The organism is Marivirga atlantica (assembly GCF_016734805.1).
GTDB classification, from domain to species: Bacteria; Bacteroidota; Bacteroidia; order Cytophagales; family Cyclobacteriaceae; genus Marivirga; species Marivirga atlantica.
Window position 1 is genome coordinate 42995 of the sequence record NZ_JAERQG010000004.1, and the last position, 20768, is coordinate 63762.

18 protein-coding genes are annotated in these 20768 nt (G+C 35.9%); 4 read left to right on the top strand and 14 right to left on the bottom strand.

What is annotated here, in order from left to right; genetic code table 11:
* Positions 1 to 84 precede the first annotated feature (84 nt).
* The 7 genes from JKP34_RS14470 to JKP34_RS14500 all read right to left on the bottom strand — a co-directional run bounded on the left by JKP34_RS14470 (position 85) and on the right by JKP34_RS14500 (position 10170).
* Positions 85 to 3165, bottom strand: a complete 3081-nt coding sequence (locus tag JKP34_RS14470) for an ATP-binding cassette domain-containing protein (RefSeq protein WP_201923016.1) — start codon at positions 3163 to 3165, stop codon at positions 85 to 87.
* A 92-nt stretch (positions 3166 to 3257) separates the two neighbouring features.
* Positions 3258 to 3620 carry a DUF1987 domain-containing protein gene (locus tag JKP34_RS14475; RefSeq protein ID WP_201923019.1) on the bottom strand — a complete coding sequence of 121 codons (363 nt, stop codon included), beginning with the start codon at positions 3618 to 3620 and terminating at the stop codon, positions 3258 to 3260.
* 34 nt (positions 3621 to 3654) lie between these two features.
* Positions 3655 to 4197 carry a SiaB family protein kinase gene (locus JKP34_RS14480; protein WP_201923022.1) on the bottom strand — a complete coding sequence of 181 codons (543 nt, stop codon included), beginning with the start codon at positions 4195 to 4197 and terminating at the stop codon, positions 3655 to 3657.
* Positions 4198 to 4289: 92 nt separating this feature from the next.
* On the bottom strand, positions 4290 to 7742 hold the full coding sequence (locus JKP34_RS14485) for a PAS domain S-box protein (RefSeq protein WP_201923025.1): 3453 nt from the start codon (positions 7740 to 7742) through the stop codon (positions 4290 to 4292).
* A 25-nt stretch (positions 7743 to 7767) separates the two neighbouring features.
* The gene (locus JKP34_RS14490; RefSeq protein ID WP_201923028.1) at positions 7768 to 8592 is read right to left on the bottom strand and encodes a GAF domain-containing protein; all 825 of its coding nucleotides are present in this window, start codon (positions 8590 to 8592) and stop codon (positions 7768 to 7770) included.
* 135 nt (positions 8593 to 8727) lie between these two features.
* Entirely contained in the window at positions 8728 to 9321 is a 594-nt protein-coding gene (locus JKP34_RS14495) for a chemotaxis protein CheB (RefSeq protein ID WP_201923031.1), read from the bottom strand.
* 18 nt (positions 9322 to 9339) lie between these two features.
* On the bottom strand, positions 9340 to 10170 hold the full coding sequence (locus JKP34_RS14500) for a CheR family methyltransferase (RefSeq protein WP_201923034.1): 831 nt from the start codon (positions 10168 to 10170) through the stop codon (positions 9340 to 9342).
* Positions 10171 to 10597: 427 nt separating this feature from the next.
* Here JKP34_RS14500 and JKP34_RS14505 point away from each other — a divergent pair, with 427 nt between their 5' ends.
* Positions 10598 to 11932, top strand: a complete 1335-nt coding sequence (locus JKP34_RS14505) for a saccharopine dehydrogenase C-terminal domain-containing protein (protein WP_201923036.1) — start codon at positions 10598 to 10600, stop codon at positions 11930 to 11932.
* Here the strand turns inward: JKP34_RS14505 and JKP34_RS14510 are convergent.
* From JKP34_RS14510 to JKP34_RS14540, 7 genes are all read right to left on the bottom strand, one after another.
* On the bottom strand, positions 11929 to 12636 hold the full coding sequence (locus JKP34_RS14510) for a tRNA1(Val) (adenine(37)-N6)-methyltransferase (protein ID WP_201923039.1): 708 nt from the start codon (positions 12634 to 12636) through the stop codon (positions 11929 to 11931). The two genes, JKP34_RS14505 and JKP34_RS14510, sit on opposite strands and share 4 nt — an antisense overlap.
* A gap of 65 nt (positions 12637 to 12701) precedes the next feature.
* A complete protein-coding gene (locus JKP34_RS14515; protein WP_201923042.1) occupies positions 12702 to 13181 on the bottom strand; it encodes a hypothetical protein in 480 nt (159 codons plus the stop codon).
* 88 nt (positions 13182 to 13269) lie between these two features.
* Positions 13270 to 13719: a ribonuclease HI gene (rnhA, locus tag JKP34_RS14520; protein ID WP_201923045.1), complete on the bottom strand. Its 450-nt coding sequence runs from the start codon at positions 13717 to 13719 to the stop codon at positions 13270 to 13272.
* The gene (locus JKP34_RS14525) at positions 13719 to 14282 is read right to left on the bottom strand and encodes a MarC family protein (RefSeq protein ID WP_201923049.1); all 564 of its coding nucleotides are present in this window, start codon (positions 14280 to 14282) and stop codon (positions 13719 to 13721) included. The genes rnhA and JKP34_RS14525 overlap by 1 nt, the downstream gene beginning before the upstream one ends.
* A gap of 96 nt (positions 14283 to 14378) precedes the next feature.
* Positions 14379 to 15443, bottom strand: a complete 1065-nt coding sequence (locus tag JKP34_RS14530; RefSeq protein WP_201923053.1) for an aminotransferase class V-fold PLP-dependent enzyme — start codon at positions 15441 to 15443, stop codon at positions 14379 to 14381.
* Between the two features lie 201 nt (positions 15444 to 15644).
* Positions 15645 to 16517: a sterol desaturase family protein gene (locus JKP34_RS14535; protein ID WP_201923056.1), complete on the bottom strand. Its 873-nt coding sequence runs from the start codon at positions 16515 to 16517 to the stop codon at positions 15645 to 15647.
* Between the two features lie 220 nt (positions 16518 to 16737).
* The gene (locus JKP34_RS14540) at positions 16738 to 17208 is read right to left on the bottom strand and encodes an Hsp20/alpha crystallin family protein (protein WP_201923059.1); all 471 of its coding nucleotides are present in this window, start codon (positions 17206 to 17208) and stop codon (positions 16738 to 16740) included.
* A gap of 126 nt (positions 17209 to 17334) precedes the next feature.
* Here JKP34_RS14540 and JKP34_RS14545 point away from each other — a divergent pair, with 126 nt between their 5' ends.
* The 3 genes from JKP34_RS14545 to JKP34_RS14555 are packed head-to-tail and all read left to right on the top strand — an operon-like array spanning position 17335 to position 20766.
* On the top strand, positions 17335 to 18024 hold the full coding sequence (locus JKP34_RS14545; RefSeq protein WP_201923950.1) for a glycosyltransferase family 2 protein: 690 nt from the start codon (positions 17335 to 17337) through the stop codon (positions 18022 to 18024).
* A gap of 1 nt (position 18025) precedes the next feature.
* Positions 18026 to 19486: a cellulose synthase family protein gene (locus tag JKP34_RS14550; RefSeq protein ID WP_201923063.1), complete on the top strand. Its 1461-nt coding sequence runs from the start codon at positions 18026 to 18028 to the stop codon at positions 19484 to 19486.
* A complete protein-coding gene (locus tag JKP34_RS14555) occupies positions 19483 to 20766 on the top strand; it encodes a hypothetical protein (RefSeq protein ID WP_201923066.1) in 1284 nt (427 codons plus the stop codon). The genes JKP34_RS14550 and JKP34_RS14555 overlap by 4 nt, the downstream gene beginning before the upstream one ends.
* Positions 20767 to 20768 lie beyond the last annotated feature (2 nt).

Sequence of the window (20768 nt, forward strand, 5' to 3'; positions counted from 1 at the left end):
TTCACTAAAAGTATCAAAACTAATTAACTAAGCGAAAACTGCACTAACTTTTATTAACAATCTTTTTGGGAAATGACTCTACCATTAACCTCTTTTCAAACTTAAGTTGCCAAAAAACTCCAGAAGTTTCCCAAAAGCCTCAAAATACAAGGCTATATAAAGTAATAAGGACATAAACCAGATTACAAAAAGGTTAAAATAGAAGGTGTCAATGTAAACTCCCGCAAAATATTTCTGAGGTGCGAAGAAATGCGTTCTATAGTTTAGCATATTTTCTGGCTTAGCCGGCTTATTGAAAACAGGGTCAATCTGTTGGATTAATTCACCTTTAAACTCAATAACCCGATCTGCCACTGTTAAATTTCTTACTAAATCAGCCAAGCTTTCATTATAATACTTGTCTTTAGCTTCATTTAAATTAAAATCATAAGCCTCATTATTTTCTAAATGATATTGAAGCGTTTCCTTCTTTTTAACTGCTAAATTGAAATCTTGTAAGTAATTATCACGAAGCAAATCTACGTAAGTGTCTAACTTTTTAATGGTAGATTCACTGATTTTACCAACAACTAGCAACTTATCTAAATCTTCATTCTCAAGGTTACCTCTGAAAGGTTCTTTAGCTAAGCTATTTTTTATTAGTGTAATAGCCTCTTCTGTTTCTTTAATGGATTTTTCATCAGTAGAGCCGAGATTATTTTCTATTACCCTAACTTTTTCTCTAATCTTTTTTGTTAAAAAGGATGATTTAAAATCAGCCATTTTCTCGTCAGCCTCTATATCAAAGAAATACTCCTGATATCCATTATTCTTGAACATATCAACAGCAATTGCTTCATAAGCCCATCTAGATGTCATTAAATCGGCTACAACAGGCACCTTTCCTTTGGTACTTAGGAAATCATTAAGTTTATCGAAGCTAAAGAGCAAACCACTTAAGATCATTTGAGGAATAAGCAAAAGCGGAATTAAAATATAAACTGTAACAGCTGACTTAAAGGCTGAGCTAACATTTAAACCTAATACATTGGCAAAACAGGAAACACTAAAAAGCACTCCCCACATGCTAAAAGTCATTCCTTTAATTTCTAATAACAGCACGCCTATCAACACATAAGTAAGCGTTTGAATAGCAGATAAAGTAAATAGAATAACCAATTTTGAAACCAGATAACTATTCCAGCTCAGATTTAGAAAAGATTCTCTTTTAAGTATTTTTCTATCACGAATAATTTCTTCAGCACTTACGGTAAGTCCCATAAAAAGTGCCACAATTATGCTCATTAAAAGAAAGGCAGGAATATTTTCATTGAATCTAAAAACATATTCATCACCTCCGGGAGCACTTCTGTATTTAATAATAAAAGCGAGAAGCAATGCCAATAAAGGGGCCTCCAATAGGTTTATTAAAAGATACTGTTTATTACTTATTTTAGATAAAGTATCTCTTATCGTAAAAATTACGGACTGCTTAAGTTTATTAGGTATTCTTAAGGTAGACTTCGGGGCTTCCTTTTCATCCTTAACTTTATTAAGTTCAAAGTGCTCTTTAAAGAAATCTCTCCATTGTGATGGATTCACCTTTCTCTTATTAGTTAGCTGGCCATACTCATCAACAACCTTTGCCTCAACAATATTGAATATTTGCTCAGGGTTAACATTACCGCAAGTAGGACAAACACCTCTTTCAGCATCGACCTGATTAGTAGATTTTTTGAAATATGTTACAGCCTCTACAGGATGACCATAAAAGATTTGATAACCACCAGTATCCATTATCACCATTTTATCAAACATCTTATAGATATCTGAAGATGGTTGGTGAATAACCACAAATATCAGTTTACCTTTTAAAGTAAGCTCTTTTAAAAGGTCAATTACATTTTCTGAATCTCTTGATGAAAGCCCTGAAGTAGGTTCATCAACAAACATAACAGCCGGCTCACGAATTAGCTCAAGAGCTATGTTCAATCTTTTTCTTTGCCCGCCTGAAATGGTTTTATCCAGAACGCTACCCACTTTTAAATCCTTTCTTTGCTCTAATCCAAGGCTTGTTAAGGTTTCCATAACTCTTTTATGGATTTCCTCTTCTTCCATGTTAGCAAAGCAGAGCTTAGCGTTGTAATACAAATTTTGATAGACTGTTAATTCCTCAATCAAAAGGTCATCTTGTGCGACATAACCAATGATACCTTCTAATTCCTCCTCATCCTCGTTAAGGTCGTACCCATTAATTAGGATTTTACCATCTGTAGGACTTTCAATACCTGCCAGCACATTCAAAAGTGTGGTTTTACCTGCGCCAGAAGCTCCCATTATACCAATTAGCTGACCCGGACCTTCAGAAATATTAACATTCCTTAGTCCGGTTTCACCGTTTGGAAACTTAAATACAATGTCTTCTGCATTAAAAGAAAGTTTAACGGTTTCTTCGTCAGATAAGAATTGCCTAATGAGCTCAGAATAGTATAGAGCTGCACCTTTGGGAGTTTTAATAGTACTACCATGTGAGAAGTTGTAAACTGAATCGGACTTCATAATAAAGCCATTCAGGTTAATTTCTTCAGCTCCTATATATTTAACAAAATACATATCCACACTTTCAACACGCATGAAAATAATTTCACCGTTAATATCGGCATGTACATGTATTAATTCATCTTGTGAGGTATCATCACTTACAGAAAGTATATCATTGAATTCCGTAAGCTCTTTTGCACTTCTCTTAATGACAAAGCTCTCAATAAGCTTAAATTCATTTTTTACAATATTAAATACAGTAGAAACTGTATCAATAATTTCCATTCTTTGAGAAGTAAAGTTATTATCAGATGCTACCAGCTCTAATAACTTTACAAGTACAACAACCTTCTGCTTTTGGGTTAGCGTTTTATTAATCTTCTTACAAATAGCCAGAGTTCTTACTGAATCTCTAACTGAAGTAAGCTTTCTTTTTTTCTTCTTCTCGTCATCTTCTTCCTTCTCCTCTTCTCCATAACCTACAAATTTATCATAGAGCTCTAAGTACTCCTTGATAGAGTCTTGATCAAGCTCTTGCTGAAAAAAACCGATAACGAAATTTCTTTCCTTTTCAGTAACACCACCATCTTGTTTTGTGATGATAGCAAATAATTGGGTTAAGGCTTTGAGTATCTCTTCACTCATAGAAAAAGGTTATTTACATTCAGATTTTTAAACACAATAGGCCATTAACATGGCCCATTATGTATTATTAAAAAGTTTAAGAACGTTTTAATTTAATAAGTTTTGAACTCAAACGGAATCTCCACAAGTTCAGAAAATTCTTCTCCTGCTTCTTCCATATCTTCATCATCTTCATGGAAGTACCAGTCAATAGTAACACCCTCAATATCCTCTAATGCCGAAAGCACATCTAGGATTAACTTGGAAGATGCAGTATTGAAATACTCTAATTTGAAGGTAAACAAAGTTTCAGGATTAGGATCTTCACCATAAGCACTAATCCAATCCAGAATTGGTTGATAAAACTCTGCTGAGTCTTCCGGTAATGATCTTCCTGAAATTTCAAAAATACCATTGCCTTTGTCTAGCAATATTTTAGGGGTATCCTCAGTTCCTTCTAAGTTTATGATTTCCATATCAATAGATAAATTTTAAACGTTAATAATTTACTCAAAATCGGAGTATTGTTGTAGTAAGTGCGAAAAATTTAAAGCCATCACCCATATCTTCAAAACTATACTCTAGCTTTTGACCGGACTTTCTGGCCATATCAACAAAACCTAAACCCGCTCCGCCTTTGTCAGACAGATGATTGGTTTTGATAATATCTTTATACATCTTTTTTAACCCTTCTTTGTCAAGCGTGTTAATTTCATCAAGCCTTCCTTTTAAAGAATCAGCTGCTTCAGCATCCACCGGATTACCACTTGTTACCACATATCTGTCATCTTCTTTTCCGATGATAAATATAGCAGCATTTCTTTTAGCTGATAATGGATTAAAGTCTTCAGAATGCTTTACTATGTTTTGAAGACATTCAACCATAACGTTGAAAACCTTTCTTTTCACGCTAGACTCTTCTCCCATTGAGTCCATGTTTCGTTCAGCCATAGCTAACACTGACTTGGTGATTTCCTGAGTAAATTCACCCTCATAAACCAGTATCAGGTTACGCGATAACATGGTCTTATGGAGGTCATATATATACTTCATGCTTTTCGGGTTAAAATGCTTTTTTAAAACCTATTAGTCCGTAAATAAGGCTTTAAATTAAATAATTTTATTTATAATATAACTTTTTCCAACTAAAATCTAATACCTATTAACAGTACATCATCAGTCTGTTTATAATCAGCTTTCCAGCCTTCCCATGCTTCGTCAAAGACTTTATGCATTTCGTCCATATCTTTACCTTGATTATCGACAATCATCTGTCTTGTACGCTTAGGTCCAAATTTTCTATTTTGTGGACCACCGAACTGATCAGGGAATCCATCTGAACAGAAGAACATAGAATCTCCCTCTTGATAATCAATAACATGATTCTCGAAATTAGTCTGGTTTTTATAAATACCACCACCAATAGGAAATTTATCTCCTTTAATTTCAACTAGTTCACCATCTTTTTTCAGATAATAGAGCGGACGGTGTGCACCAGCATATTCTACTTGCTTCTTCTTCTTATCAATTTTACAGAAAGCGATATCCATACCATCCTTAGTAGTAGAATCATCTCTATCCTGGCGAAGCGTAGCTGTTACACCGGCATCTAGCATGTCTAGAATAATACCAGGGTCGCTAATCTTTTGTGATCTTACAATATCATTTAATAAGAAGTATCCTATTAATGAAATAAGTGCTCCCGGAACACCATGCCCTGTACAATCAACTGCTGCTATGTAAATAATATCATCAACTTCAAGGTACCACGGGAAATCACCACTTACCACATCTTTTGCTTTATAGAAGATGAATGATTCAGGCAATTGCTTTTGAATCACTCTATTATCCGGTAAGATAGAGCCTTGAATTCTTCTAGCATAGTTAATAGATTCTGTGATCTTCTTATTCTTGTTGGCTATTTCAAGCTCAATGGCCTTTCGGTCTGTTATATCATGAGAAACCATAAGCACTGACTCCAGTTGGTTTTCCTCATCATATTCAGGAATGGCATTAACCTGCATTACACGATCTCCCATATCGGTAGGGAAATCCATTTCTTCATTGATTTTTTTGTCTTCCTCCTTAACACGCTGTAAAAGATGCATCCACTCTTCTACAATTTTTGGCTCAATTCCAGATTCTGACACATCTTTTTGAATAACATCAGCTGGTTTTTTACCCGTATAATTCTCTATCATTGGGTTTACATAGAAGAACTTACCTTCGTTATCAATTCTGGCAATTAAATCGACTGAGTTTTCAGATAAGGCCTGCATTTTACTTCGCATTCTCTCCTCCTGCTCAGCTCTTCTTTTCTCAGTAATATCCCTAGTGTTAAAGATAATACCTTGAATAGCAGGGTCATCCAATTGGTTTGATCCTGTTACTTCAACCCAAACATAGTCACCTTCGCTGTTTTTATACTGATGTTGAGAAGTAATCGATTCATCAGGATTAGCTACCAACTGCTTAAACAACTCACTAACATTATCTCTTGATTCAGGATGAACCTTATCCAGATCATTTGTATCAATAAGATCTTCCTGTTTAAAGCCGAGAATTTTCTCAACGGATGGAGAAATATAGCGAACTGCACCATCTTTTTCATATATGGTAATAACCTCAGAGGCGTTTTCAAGCAATAGCTGCATACGCTTCTGAGTTCTATTAACTTCCTCAATTTGGTCTTCAAGCCTTTGATTAGTACGCTTCAACTCCTCTTGAGTAGCTTCCATTTCTTCGGCATTCTGCCTTAAAATTTCCTGTTGTTCCTGAAGCTCCTGACTCATTTCCTGCGATTCAGCAAGAAGCTTTCTTGTACGCTCGTTAACCTTGATATTAAATACTGTACGGGCAATAATTAAGCTTATTTCTTCAACAAATTTTACCTGACTTGAATCAAATTTTTCGAAACCGGCAAATTCGAGAACTCCGTAAACTTTCTCATCTGTAATAAGTGGTACTAGAAGAATACATGTTGGCCGCTTATCACCAAGTAAGCCAGAGGTCACAGTAACATAATCGTAAGGAATCTCTGTTCTTAATAATGTATCCTGTTCAATAGCAGACTGCCCTACTAATCCTTCCGCGAACTTGAACCGAGCATTCATGTACTTCTTTTTGTTATAGGCATAACTCGACTTCATTTCAAGGAAGTAGTCATCAGAATCATCATCATTAAGCACATAAAATGCGCCCTGTATAGCGTTTATCTTATCTGTTACATAGGCCAGAATTTCATCACCTAGTTGCTCAAGATCATCGTTACTCCTAAGTATTTCTCCAGTTTCAGCAACTCCGGTAACAATCCAGTTCCTTTCTTTATCTCTCTTTTCAGCCTCTTGAATGGAGTTACGCATGTTAATTAAAGAATTACCTAGCGTATCCTCTTCAGAAATTGGCTTAAAGTCAGCATCAAAATCTCCTTCACCAATTTTCTTAGCAAAAGTTGCTGTATTCTTTAAGGAACTGATAAAATTATCAAGGATAACCGCCATTTCTCCTATCTCATCATCTGATTTCTTAGGTACATTATTTGGAAGGATTCCTTTACCCAATAGTTTCAGGGTTTCTTTCAGTGATTTTATTGGGTTAACCAATACTTTCGAGAAAATCAGTGATATAATGAAGGTAAAGAATAGCAAGATTAATCCTGCAATAGCAAAATTACCTAGTAAACTACCCGATTGTTCATCAAGTTCAGAGCTATTAACCTTAGTTACCAATCCCCAACCAATTGAAGGAATGTTAGTCCAGGCAGCCAGCACTTCGTTACCAGCATAATCCTTATCAAGCGCATAGCCATTCTTACCTTTTGCAGCTTCTTGGACAGACACGCTATTTTTCTCACCTAGAGTAACGCTTTCAGGTGCAAGACTATCAGGCACAAATCTTAATTTACTTAAATAGCTTACCTTTTTCTCATCCTGACTAGCTAATATACTTTCTATTGTTTCGTAATCATTTCTACCTTTTTTGTAAAGTAGTTCATAAACAGGAGTCATACTTTTAACCAAAATAAGAACGCCTGCAACGCTATTATAATCGTCAATTAAAGGTTTGCCATAAAGCACATGTTTTTCATTACCAAGCTCAACAACAGTACTAAAGTTATCTCCTATTAAAGCAGCTTCAAAGAAATCAGGAAATGTAGCAGATACATTGTTACCTTGAGATAAATCCGACAAGTTGCTATTTGAATTGAAGAGTACATCACCGTTTATATCTGTAATAGCCACTCCGCTTAGGGTGTAATTATCTGAAAACAACCTTACTTCATTTTGAATATTATAAAGTACGGTTGTCTTTAAACTATCCTGATTAAGAGTTGTATCATTCTCTTGTAATTGACGGATGCCTGACTGAAGAGCTGAAAGGCTTCCTAAATGATTAGCATATTTCTTAACCTGCTCGAATTCACTATTTATTTTATCTGCTTTAAGCTGAGCCTTTACCACTATACGCTCAAAATTGAGCTTTTCAATAGAGCGCAAATTCATATTATAAGTCATGTAGCTTATAATCAAGATGCTCAAAAGCACCACACAAAGTAATACTGCGCTTATTTTAGTACCTATTTTAATATTCTTAAACATGCTCTGTTTGTTCAATGCTAGTTAATTACTCCTCCTTTGCTGTCTCTTTCTTTGGTTGTAAGGCATCGGATAGTAATTGTAATACCTTTTGAATAAATATTTCTTGTGCTTTCGTAAATTCTTTAAATGATGCGATTTCGGCCACTCCTACCAGTGCTTCATCTTTCATAATAGGGCAAATAGCTAAACTTGCAGGCTTTGATTCCCCAAGACCAGAAAGTATATTAATATAGCCCTCCGGAACATCATCAACCACAATCATTTTCTTCTCTTTAGCTACCTGACCGGCTAGCCCTTCTCCAAATTCATAAGATAAGGTTTGGCTCTCAGGTAAAACAAATGCATATGAAGCGAAAAGTGTAATTACATTTTTACCATCTTCCTTCCCTGCTCTGTAAACGCTCGCCTGACTTGCTTCCACTTTATTTGCAATTTCAGACAATGCAAGCTCCGCCTTTTTCTTGGTATCCTTCTCTAATTTAAGTTTATCCTTTATGGCAATAACATCTGTATCTGTTTCTTCCTTTTCGCTGTTGGCATCGGAAGTTTTATCAGCCTGCTCCTTTTTATCTTTGAATTTCTCGATGTAAACCACATTGCTTTCTGAATCACCATTACGTGAGAACAACGAAAATAAGATGGCTGCAAAACCTAAGCCCAAAGAAATAGCAGAAAAAACATAAAGCTCTTTCATAACAGGGGCCAATCTGGCAGTTTCGTCAAGGCTGATAACATGGGTCATGTTTGCCAAACGCTCAGGAAATATGTATAAATAATACGCCAAGCCAATTAAGCTCAGTGTAAATAATAAGGAAAGTACAACTACTAAATTTTTATAAATTACTTTCATTTAATTTATGGTTATAAGGCAATCGAAACAAGCACTTATTCAATCATTTAAATTCTATATTTTGATTGAAAACATAATTGAACGACCTATCAAATATATATAAATGTTCCGCCTTCAAAGAATATATGTTTAAAATCATTGGTACAATTTATTTAATTCCTTCAGAAAATTAATAATTTCCTGAACTTTTAAGGTATGGTCAATTTCCGTTAAATTTCTGGCTGCAACAGGCATGGTATCAATCATACATTCATCCGGATCCTGAATAATGGTTAATCCTCCCCTATCCTTTATTCTCTTCATCCCCATGGCTCCGTCCTTATTTGCGCCAGAAAGTAATATACCTATTAGTTTATCTCTATAATTATAAGCAGCCGTTTCTAACGTAATATCAATTGCTGGTCTGGAATTATTGAACATCTCTTCAGTAGAAAGAGCAAAATTGTTACCCAATTCAACCGACATATGGTAATTAGCTGGTGCTAAATAAACCTTGCCCTTCTTAATTTGCTCTTTATCATACGGCTCAACAACTGGTTTTATACTCTTTATAGATAAAGCCTCCACAAATCCATTTCTTACATGTTTCAATCTATGAAGACACATAATAATAGGCAGATTGAAATCAGCAGGTAAGGACGAAAGAATCTGGGTAATACCCTGAAAGCTTCCGGCAGAACCACCAATCACTATGGCCTTGTATTTATTATGGAGATTGTATTTACCCATTGAGCAAGGTTTTCAGCCTCAATCTTTAATTTTTTTATAGATTTTTTCCTCATTATTCACCACAATGAATTTATTGGCTATCTCGCACCAGATAAGTGATTCTTTAGAACCAATTACTAAATAGCCATATTTAAATAAACTCTCATGATGTTTTTTAAGCACTTCATTCTGTAGGTTTTGGTTGAAGTAAATCATCACATTGCGGCAAAGGATTAAGTCAAACTTATTGAATACCACACCCTGAACCAGGTCATGCTCTCGGAATGATACATTCTGCACCAGTGTTTTATCCATTACAGCCTTACCATTCTGTTCTGTAAAGTAATCTCCGAACTTATTTTTGCCTTCAAATCTGATATAGTTCTTCTCATTTAACTCCATATTCTTCATAGAGTAATGGCCCATTTTAGCCTTTTCAAGAATCACTTTATCGATATCTGTTGCAATAATTTTGGCTTTGTTAAGAATCCCCATTTCTTTTAACAAGATGGCCATTGAAAAAACTTCTTCCCCCGAAGAACAGCCTGCATGCCAAATACTGATATTGTTATGATTAAGTAAAATATTAGGAATAACATCATCCCTAAGTACCCTCCAGAAGGAAGGGTCTCTAAACATTTCTGTAACATTCACGGTAATTTCAGCAATAAAATCGCTGAAGAATGCATCATCATCTTTTAGCCGTTTTATAAGTAAATCGGCCGATCCGAATTTGTATAGCTCCATTATGCGGAGTATTCTTCTTCGGAATGAGGACATCGCATAATTAGTAAAGTCATATTTGTACTTTTCCTTTACCAATTCAGTGATTCTCCTCAGGTCTGATATTTCTATATCCTGTCTATTCATGGGGAAGTGTATCAGTTAGTCCTTTTTATTATAGGTATCAGTATCTTCAATATTTAATTTCGGTAGATTTATTAAAAACCCTCGAAAACCAAAGCATTTAAGCTTTTCAATATTTTTATCTGTTTAACAATTTACAGACCATGTAATAATAGCCTGCACGCAGAAACTGTTTAATATTAAGACTAATAAATTATTTCTGCAATAAATATGAATTACATCTTAGGTAATTCGACCGATTGTTAATTTTTACACATAAATATGATTTTATCATTTTTTCTCTTAAGCAGATTAATAACTTTGCCATCGTTTGCAAAAAAACTATTAAACGGCTTAAATCAATTTAATAAGTATTAGGAGTATCATAAAAATTTAGAGCCTATCAGTTTTAAAGTCTTTTTATGACACCTAACTAAAAACGAATATATTCATGAATCATATTTTGGTTATTGGAGCTGGCCGATCAGCCAGTGCATTAATTAACTATTTAAAGGAGAATGCAGAACAAGAGAAATGGCAAATAAAATTAGCTGATTTCGACATCAGTTTAGCCGAAGAGAAAGCAGGAAACCATCCTGCTGTGAGCTGTATTCAATTTGATATTTTCAATAGCACTCAGGCAAAGGATGAAATTGCTAAGGCAGACTTAGTTGTTAGTATGTTACCTGCAAGGTTTCACCATTTGGTTGCCGAGGTGTGTGTGGATTTGAGTAAGCACCTGGTTACGGCCTCTTATAACAACAAAGATGTTGCTGCCCTTTCAGATATTGCGAAGGGTCAAAATACACTCATTCTTATGGAATGCGGCCTGGACCCGGGCATTGATCACATGACTGCTATGGAAGTGATAGATGATGTGAAAGAGAAAAATGGCAAAATGCTTTCTTTCAAATCATTTACCGGAGGACTTATTGCTCCTGAAAGCGATAATAATCCATGGAATTATAAATTCACTTGGAACCCACGAAATGTGGTGCTAGCAGGTCAAGGAACGGCAAGCTTTATAAGAAATAACCGATACAAGTATATTCCTTACCATCAGCTATTTAAAAGATTAGAAACCTTCACCTTTGATAAACTAGGTGATTTTGAGGGTTATCCTAACAGAGATTCTCTCTCATACAGAAAGGTCTACGATATTCAGGAAATACCTACTCTTTTAAGAGGAACCTTGAGGAGACCTGGCTATTCAAAGGCTTGGGATGTATTCGTCCAACTAGGTATTACAGATGATAACTATGAAATGGAAGCACTAGATCAGCTTAGTCATCGTGATTTTCTTAATGCCTTTTTAAAATACGATGAACATAAATCTATTGAAGACAAGCTTTGTGAATATACTGGCATTGAAAAAGGATCGGATGCTTTTAATAAAATAGCATGGCTAGGTCTTTTTGATGACAAGCCTTTGCCTATTGAAAAAGGATCTCCTGCTCAAGTGATGCAAGCTATTATGGAGCAAAAAATGAGCCTTTCACCGGGTGATAAGGACATGATAGTGATGCAACATAAATTTGAGTATGAGATTGATGGCAAGAAGTACGAGAAAGTATCATCTATAGTATCTTACGGTGAAGATGAAAGTATTACTGCTATGGCAAAAACAGTAGGTTTACCATTAGGGATTGCAGTCAAAAACATCCTCAATGGAAATATTAATTTGAGAGGAGTTCAAGTACCAACTCAAAAAGAGATATATCAACCCATTCTGGAAGAACTTACCAAGCATAATATTTCAATAACAGAAGAAGAAAGAGAAATCTAAAAGATGGTAAGAAAGGGCGTCATTAGACTCCTGTAATCATCGGAAAATGAATTATCCGCATTCCTGACAGTTACTGTTTTGGTTTGCGGATTTTTTATTGCTGCTCTTACAAATTTTAGAATTTTCCTCAAAGGTGCTTTATTCTCATTATGCTTTATAAAGATAATCTCTTTAACAAAAAAAGCTATTTTCGTCATCTCCTTCTCAAATAATTCGCTCTCATAAACAGGTAGCATAACAGATGCTTCTCCGTCCTCTTTTAGCAATCTTTCAATAGAAGTAGCCAATTCATAAAAGCTTAAGCTGTTGGTATGGTAAGCTGTGTTCTTATCTGGGTTAATAGCAGACTGCAGATTATTATTAAAGAATGGTGGGTTACTAAAGATAACATCATATTTATCTTCAGGGTAAAACTGTTGAATGGCCGAATGATGAATATTTAGTCTGTCAGCAAAGGGGGAATTTGTGAAATTACTCTGCGCTTCCTGAAAAGCATTCTCTTCAATTTCAACAGCATCAATATTTGCCTGATCAAATCGCTGCGCCAACATAAGAGTTAAAACTCCTGTTCCTGTTCCAATTTCAAGAAATCCTCTGTGAGCCGCTGAGGCAGATAGTTCTGCAGCAAAAATTGTGGCATCTGTAGTTATCTTGGCTGCACTTTTCTGCTGCCTTACTGCAAATTGTTTGAACTGGAAAATCATTGCTCAAAAATAAAGGGTTATCCATTAAATGAATAACCCTTTATATACTTTAGCCTTATTCTACCTTAAAAATAATACCTGATTGACATACCGAAACCTACATATATGTAAGGATCCGGCAAGAAATCAAGAGCTGGCTTTACATCAAAACCTATTACAAAAGGAATTTCAGTTAAGGTATATTCCATACCTAAAATACCATCGAGACCTACTGAAAAACCAGCTGCCCTCCCATTATAAAAATAACCGGGACGAATCACATTATCCGCAAAGAAGTTAATATGAGCTCCTGGTCCATAGTACCAATTTAAATAAGGAACATCAAAAGCGTTTGTGTGGATTTCATAGAGACCGGTAAATTCAAAACCTCCTCCATATCCAGAAAGGATAGCTTCAACGGCCGTATTCTTTTTGAAAAAATGTTTACCATTTAATCCTGTCGGGAAACCACCTCTAACACCAACGGCAGTTTCATAATCCTGCCCGACAGCAGTTGCTGAAACGAAAAAAAATAGCAATGCTACTATCACAAATTGCTTATTCATTTTAAAAATACACTGTTTTCTATTCATAGATGAATTAATAATTGATTCGGACAATGCAACGATGAACGAGGCATTTTGTTGGACAAAACTACTTATTTTCGAAACCAACGTCCACTTTGTGTGGGCCGTTTTGAGCTTTTTCTACAGCCAATTGGTCACATCTTTCATTATCAGGATTTCCGGCATGACCCTTCACCCAATGAAAATTGATCTGGAAAGGTTTAGAGACCTCCAGATAGCGCTTCCAGAGGTCTACATTTTTCTTGTCTTTAAAATTCTTCTTTACCCAGTTGTTAAGCCAGCCTTTGGTAATGGCATCTATCACATACTTTGAATCTGAATACAGGTGAATCGGATACTTGGTGGTCTTCATGCTTTGTAGTGCCACTATGACCGCTAAAAGCTCCATCCGGTTGTTGGTGGTATTTCTGTAACCTTCTGATATTTCTTTCTTTTTTTCTCCGAAGCGCATCACTATACCATATCCTCCCGGGCCGGGATTACCTAGTGCTGAGCCATCTGTATAGATTGTAACCACTAAAAGAAGTTTTTAAATAGTTTGATTGATATTGCTAATAAGATGATACCAAATACTTTTCTTAAAATACTAAATCCTGCCTGGCCAATTTTTCTTTCCAGCCAGCCACAAGTTTTTAACACCACAAAAATAAGAACAAGATTGAGAGCTACGCCAATAATGATATTTATTTGCTCATATTCTGCCTTTAAAGAAATAAGTGTTGTCATAGTACCCGCACCTGCAATTAATGGGAAAGCAATTGGCATAATTGAAGCACTTGAGGCTGAAGCATCTTCATGCTTAAAAATGGTAATGCCCAATACCATTTCCATTCCTATTAAAAACATAACCAAAGCACCAGCTATTGCGAAAGAGCTAATATCTAAACCAAATAACTTAAGAATTGACTCCCCTAAATAGAGAAATGCAATCATAATAATACCAGCTACAATAGTAGCCTTACCCGACTGTATATGACCTAATTTTTTACGTAGGTCTATTACAATAGGCACTGAACCCAGAATATCGATTACTGAAAAAAGAATAAGTGATACTGAAATAATTTCTTTGAAATTGAGCATGTTTTAAAAATTTGCGCGAAGGTACGATAAGTTAAAATAGCAACAATGGATTGCTATTTTATTTTTGTATTAATCGTATAGTTAATTGATTAATAATCAATTGATTTGAGTATCAAACTTCCGTAAGAAATTTAGAAGCTGATCGAATTCATCATCCGCAATAGCAGGGAAGTTTGCTATTCTGAAAGTGGAGCTTTTCAAACTGCCATAGCCATTCCCTAAAATGATGTTTTCCTTTTGTGCGGCCGATTTTAATTGATCAATTCGCTCATCCTGCATCTTGACACACAGCACTGTATCGGAGCGGACTTCAGCATTTTTAATGAGCAACTCAAAATTATTTAACGCCCCAATTGCATTATAAAGCTTGGAAGACCTTCTACTTATTTTAGCTGAAACTTCTTCAATGGACTCCCTGTCTTCCAACACTCTTTTAAGGAAGTAGATGTTAGCAATATTGGGTGTATAATGCGTTTGTCCTTTTGCGGCATTTTCCAGCATAAAAAGAGCTGAATTGTAATGGTTGCTCTCCCCTATATTTTCCGCTTGTTCAATAGCTTTAGGACTCAAAATAAGTACTCCTAAACCTGATGGTAAACCAAAGCATTTTTGAACTGATGCAAACCATATATCTCCTTTTTGCCAATCTAATGCTACACCAGCCGTTGAGGAAGTAGCATCAAAAGCAATTAACTTTTTAGCATAATCACTTCTAACTTTTGCAATAAAATCATTGGTAAGCTGTGTGCCATTGCTGGTTTCATTATGGGTGAAAGCCAACACATCAAAATTTGATACATCCTGAGGAAAATCAGCTAAAGTATTCAACTCAAATGATAGGCCCTTACTATTCGCAGTGAGTTTTTGAGTATACTGAAACCACTTTTCACCAAAAGCTCCATTGTAAAAGTGCAAGCTTCCTTTTTTGGTGAATGATTGTGCAATAATCTCCCAGACTTCAGTGGCAGATGAAATGAATAATAGCTGATATGACTTGGGCAGTTGTAATTTTTGTTGAAACTGATGAACCACATCAGCATATAATTGCTCAAAAGCCTCCGACCTATGGTTTCTTTCAAGAATTCCTGCAGCTACAGCTTCCTGAAAGTATTTACTAATATTAGCATCTAATTTTGATGGGCCTGGATAGAAATTAAGCATATGCGAATTTAATAAAATGGTATATAAATCAATCCTCCCTACCTCCTTCTCCAAGGAGAAGTTTAATTCTACTGAAAATCTTAATAGCTAAAAACTCGACTCCTTAATTAGAAAGATTTTTATACCAAAAAGTAGCAATTTTAGCTGATTTTATTTGCTGCTTTAATTTTTGGACAATCCATAACTTTTTTCTAAAGTATGTTAATCTCTCTCCTTCTTAAAACCGTACAATACCTGGTCTTTAAAATTATCAGGAAATTCCTCCACATGCTCAAAGCCGAGGGGTTCATCACGACCGTCATGAGGGATATAATTCGTGCGGAAAAGGTAATCCCAAAGGCTTAAAGAAATGCCAAAATTAGCGCCATAGTTGTGAGGCATTTTTTTAGCATGGTGCCAAATATGCATCTGCGGATTATTAAAAACATATTTTAAAGGTCCTAGCGGCACCTTGATATTGGAATGGTTAAAATGACCAATGGCCAAAGCAAACAAATGGACCAACAAAAACTCCTGAATGCCAAAGCCAATCATAGCCAGGGGAATATATTCTATGGTTCTATAAACTATTGTTTCCATCCAGTGAAATCGTAAATGAGCAGCAAAGCCCATTTGCTCTACTGAATGATGTACCTTATGGAACTCCCATAAAAACGGTACCCTGTGTAACAAGCGATGAACATTCCAGTGAATAAAATCGCGCAGGATAAAAAGCGTGAGCAATTGAGCCCAAACCGGCCAGCTATTGATTTCTATGGCTATCAGATTTTCAACACCGAAAATCGCCAGAAAATCGTTGAACAGTTCTACAAATACATTGGAAAAGGCATAATATCCAACGAGGGAGAAAAGAAAGAAATTGAAGAACATGTAAAAAGCATCCAACCAGAAATCTTTTCTTATCAAGGCCTGATTTTTTCTCCAGGGAATTACAATTTCCAGCAAGTAGAAAAATAAAGAAATACCTATCAGCCAAAAGAAGTAATTACCCCAATGTGGATTCAAAATTTCATTACCCACATAGCGTGCATAATCTTTAAAAGAAGAGATAAAAATTTCAAAATATTTTTCCATAAGTATAATTACCTTAAGCTATACTTTAATTTTGTGATAAAAGTTCAGCAGCTCGTTTCAATACAATTAACGAAAAATGAAGCTCTTTGGCTTGTAACTTATGTTACAGAAAGTATTATGCATAAAAAAAGGTGTTTTAAGAAAAACACCTTAGTCTTACAATGGGGAATTCAACATAGTCGGCCTAAACCCCATGCCGACTATGCGCAAATTATATATTTTATAATTGTTTGATTTGAATCTCATGCTTTCCAGAACTAGTGTTTAAACCAATCGGAACAAAAACCTTCAATTGATTTTCTTTGTGCTCAGCAATAATACCCTCAGCATCTGCATAATCAGGTAAATCAATTTTTCTATAAAAGATTGGTATGCGAACACCACTACCTTCTTGATTCAAATGGGCAGCAAAAAGTTGCATATACTTCCCTTCAGTTAATATTTTAAAGTTATCGGGAGATACACTTGGTGCAAATACGGAAATCAAAAATCCATCTTCCTGTCTTTCCATTTCCATCGTTATCTGAGCGATACCTCCTCCTAAAGTGTGCAACTGATCACCTTGAAATAATAAATTTCTAAGCAGCGATTTATTTTCTAGTAAATTCATATCTCCAACCATAATCCTTTCATTTTTCACTAAGACATCAAATAATATTCCACCCAAAAAATATTCTCTATTAAGAGTCATTTTGTCTGTATATCAACTCGAAGAAATCAAAATACATGCCATTCTTTCAGGAACGATATGAGAATTTGTCCAAATAGAGACATTAAAAGCTGAACGATTTTATAAATTTGCAGGCTAATTAGAATGATGTATTCAAAGACTGTAGTAATAATCCCTGCTTTTAATGAAGAAAATGCTGTTGGCAAGGTAGTAAGCGCTATTCCGAAAGAATGGGTTGATAAAATTATAGTAGTAAACAATGCCTCTACCGATAATACACGTAAAAGAGCCGAAGCAGAAGGCGCTATAGTTATTGATCAGCCGATAAAGGGTTATGGAAATGCCTGCTTAAAGGGAATTAATTATATAAAAGAAAACGATCTACATCCTGAGATTGTAGTTTTCATTGATGCCGATTTTTCAGATTATCCTGAAGAGATGCCTTTGTTAATTAAACCAATAACAGAAGAAGGCTACGATATGGTGATTGGGTCACGCGCATTAGGCAATCGACAAAGAGGCTCCATGACTATCCCTCAGGTATTTGGAAATTGGCTGGCCACTAACCTGATTAAATTATTCTACAAGGTGAATTTTACAGACTTGGGTCCTTTCAGAAGCATCAGATACAATAAACTATTAGCAATTAATATGCAGGATAAAACCTATGGCTGGACAGTAGAAATGCAGGTTAAAGCAGCCAAGCATCAATTAAAATGCACTGAAGTTCCTGTGAATTACAAAACCCGAATCGGTACGTCAAAAGTTTCAGGAACAGTGAAGGGAACTATTATGGCAGGTTATAAGATTTTGTATACTATTTTCAGATATTTATAATATGAGTTGGGAGTGGCTAGTTATATCGCTTTATGGTGCAGGATTGATCTTCATTTTTCTATTCAGCCTTGGGCAACTACACCTTACCTGGCACTATCTAAGGGCTAAGAAGAACCCTAAAGTCGCAGAAGAAGCTACAGCGGAATTTACCGCTAAAGTTTGTGTACAACTACCCGTTTTCAATGAAAAGTATGTAGTTGAATCATTGGTAGATTGCGTTTGCGCACTGGACTATCCGAATGAGTTGTTAGAAATTCAGGTTTTGGATGATTCAACAGATGAAACAACAGATATCCTCCGAGAAAAGATTAGTGATTGGCAGGCTAAGGGAAAAAATATTCAACTCATTAGGCGGGCAGACAGAAGTGGCTTTAAAGCTGGTGCTTTGCAATATGGCATGGAGCAAACTGATGCAGCCTATATCGCCATTTTTGATGCCGACTTCCTGCCTCCAACAAATTTCTTAAAAGCTACCATTCCTTACTTTCATAATAGCAAAGTGGGCGTTGTGCAAACACGTTGGGGACATACCAACAAAAAATATTCTTTACTCACTAAACTACAGGCTTTTGGCCTCGATGCTCATTTTACCATAGAGCAGGTAGGTAGAAGTCATGCAGGTTCCTTTATCAACTTCAATGGTACAGCTGGCGTTTGGCGTAAAACTACTATTGAAGATGCTGGTGGCTGGTCAGCTGATACGCTCACCGAAGATTTAGACCTTAGCTACCGAGCACAATTAAAAGGCTGGGAGTTTGTCTACAAAGAAGATGTTGAGTCTCCTGCTGAGTTGCCCATTATCATGCCGGCTATTAAGTCGCAACAATTCCGATGGAACAAAGGTGGAGCGGAAACTGCCAGAAAAAATTTCGGCAAAGTATTAAGAGCCAAGCTAGGTGTTAGCAATAAACTGCATGCCTTTTTTCATTTATTTAACAGCTCTATTTTTATAGCTATCTTATTTACTGCCTTGCTAAGTGTGCCTATGCTCTACATCAAAAGCATCAGACCTGAGTTGGCATTGCTTTTCCAGATTGGAAGCGTATTTCTGATCGGTTTTTTCTCTATAGCTATTTTCTACTGGATTGCCACGAAGCAGTTAAAGAACGAGCGTTTTCACTTTATTAAAACATTCCCACTTTTTATAACAGTATCTATGGGGCTCTCATTACACAATGCTATTGCAGTAGCTGAGGGATTGTTGGGTTTTAAATCTGCCTTTATCAGAACACCTAAGTTCAATGTTAAAAAAGGGAGTGATAGCTGGAAGCATAATAAATACCTCAATGTACAAATTAGCTGGCTAACCATTCTTGAGGCTATACTGGCAGTGTATTTTGGTTTCGGTATTTGGTTAGGTTTCAGTCTGGGCGACTACGGATTAGTTATATTCCACTTTATGCTGATGCTTGGTTACGCCATAGTATTCTATCATTCAGTAAGCCCTAAACTCAAAAATTGATTGCCCAGAGCCGACATAGAATTGTATTGATTCTTTTCGGCTTGCTGCTGATTTCCATCAGCTACTTTACGGCAAGGCATGACAGTGTAGCACTCATCACACAATACATCTTATTATTCAGCGCATATGCTTGGTTACTCTTTCAAAAGACTGGTTGGAACTTTAAACAACTCATTTGGTTAGGCATTGGTTTTCGTATTTTGCTTTTGCTTGCCACGCCTAATTTATCGGAAGATGTATTTCGCTTCATCTGGGATGGAAGGCTTTGGCTACAAGGCATTGATGCTTATGCCTATTTACCTAATGACTTGATAAAAACTAATCCCGAAGTTTCAGAAAAGCTATTTAAACTACTGAATTCACCCGGCTATTACACTATTTATCCACCGATTAATCAGCTGATTTTCGTGATAGCCGCTTCTGTTACCAGTATTAAAGGCTCCATAATCATTATCAGACTTTTTATACTCGCTGCAGAAGTGATAAGTCTTATCACCTTATCAAAACTAATTCAGGCAAGAAATGGTGAAGCCAAAGCTCTAATGCTCTATGCCTTAAATCCGCTAGTGATCTTGGAATTAACCAGTAATCTGCATTTTGAAGCTTTTGTGATTTGCTTTCTGTTACTCGCAATCTACTACCTGGACCAAAATAAGAAAATTAAAAGTGCCGTAGCTTTAGGCCTATCGATAAGCTTTAAGATCATTCCGATCATCTGGCTTGCGACATTCTTCAAAAAGATCAACCTTAAGGCTTATGTATTTTTTGTCCTCGTAGCGCTAGCAATTGCGCTGGTCACCTTCTTACCATTACTCCAAACCAGCATTTTCCAAGGTGGTGGAGCCAGTGCCAAACTCTATTTTCAGACTTTTGAGTTTAATGCCAGCATTTACTATTTGGTGCGTGAAGTCGGCTATTGGAGTAAAGGCTATAACATCATCCAAACGGCAGGCCCGCTTATTAGCTTAATCGGTTTTGCGCTAATAGGCCTTTATAATCTGTTTGCGTCAAAAAAAACAAGCATTTCAGAACGAGCTTTGTGGAGTTGGTTTATCTATTGCCTCTTTGCTACCACCATTCATCCGTGGTATATATTACCAATGGTCGCATTAAGTGTGCTAACAAATTACAAGTTTCCGTTACTTTGGTCATTCCTGATATTTTTCACTTACCTTGGTTATTCGGCTAATGGATTTAGTGAAAACTTATGGATTACCGCAGTTGAATACATCTCGGTGATCAGTTTTGCCGTATTTGAAATAATAAAAGGAAGAAAATAATT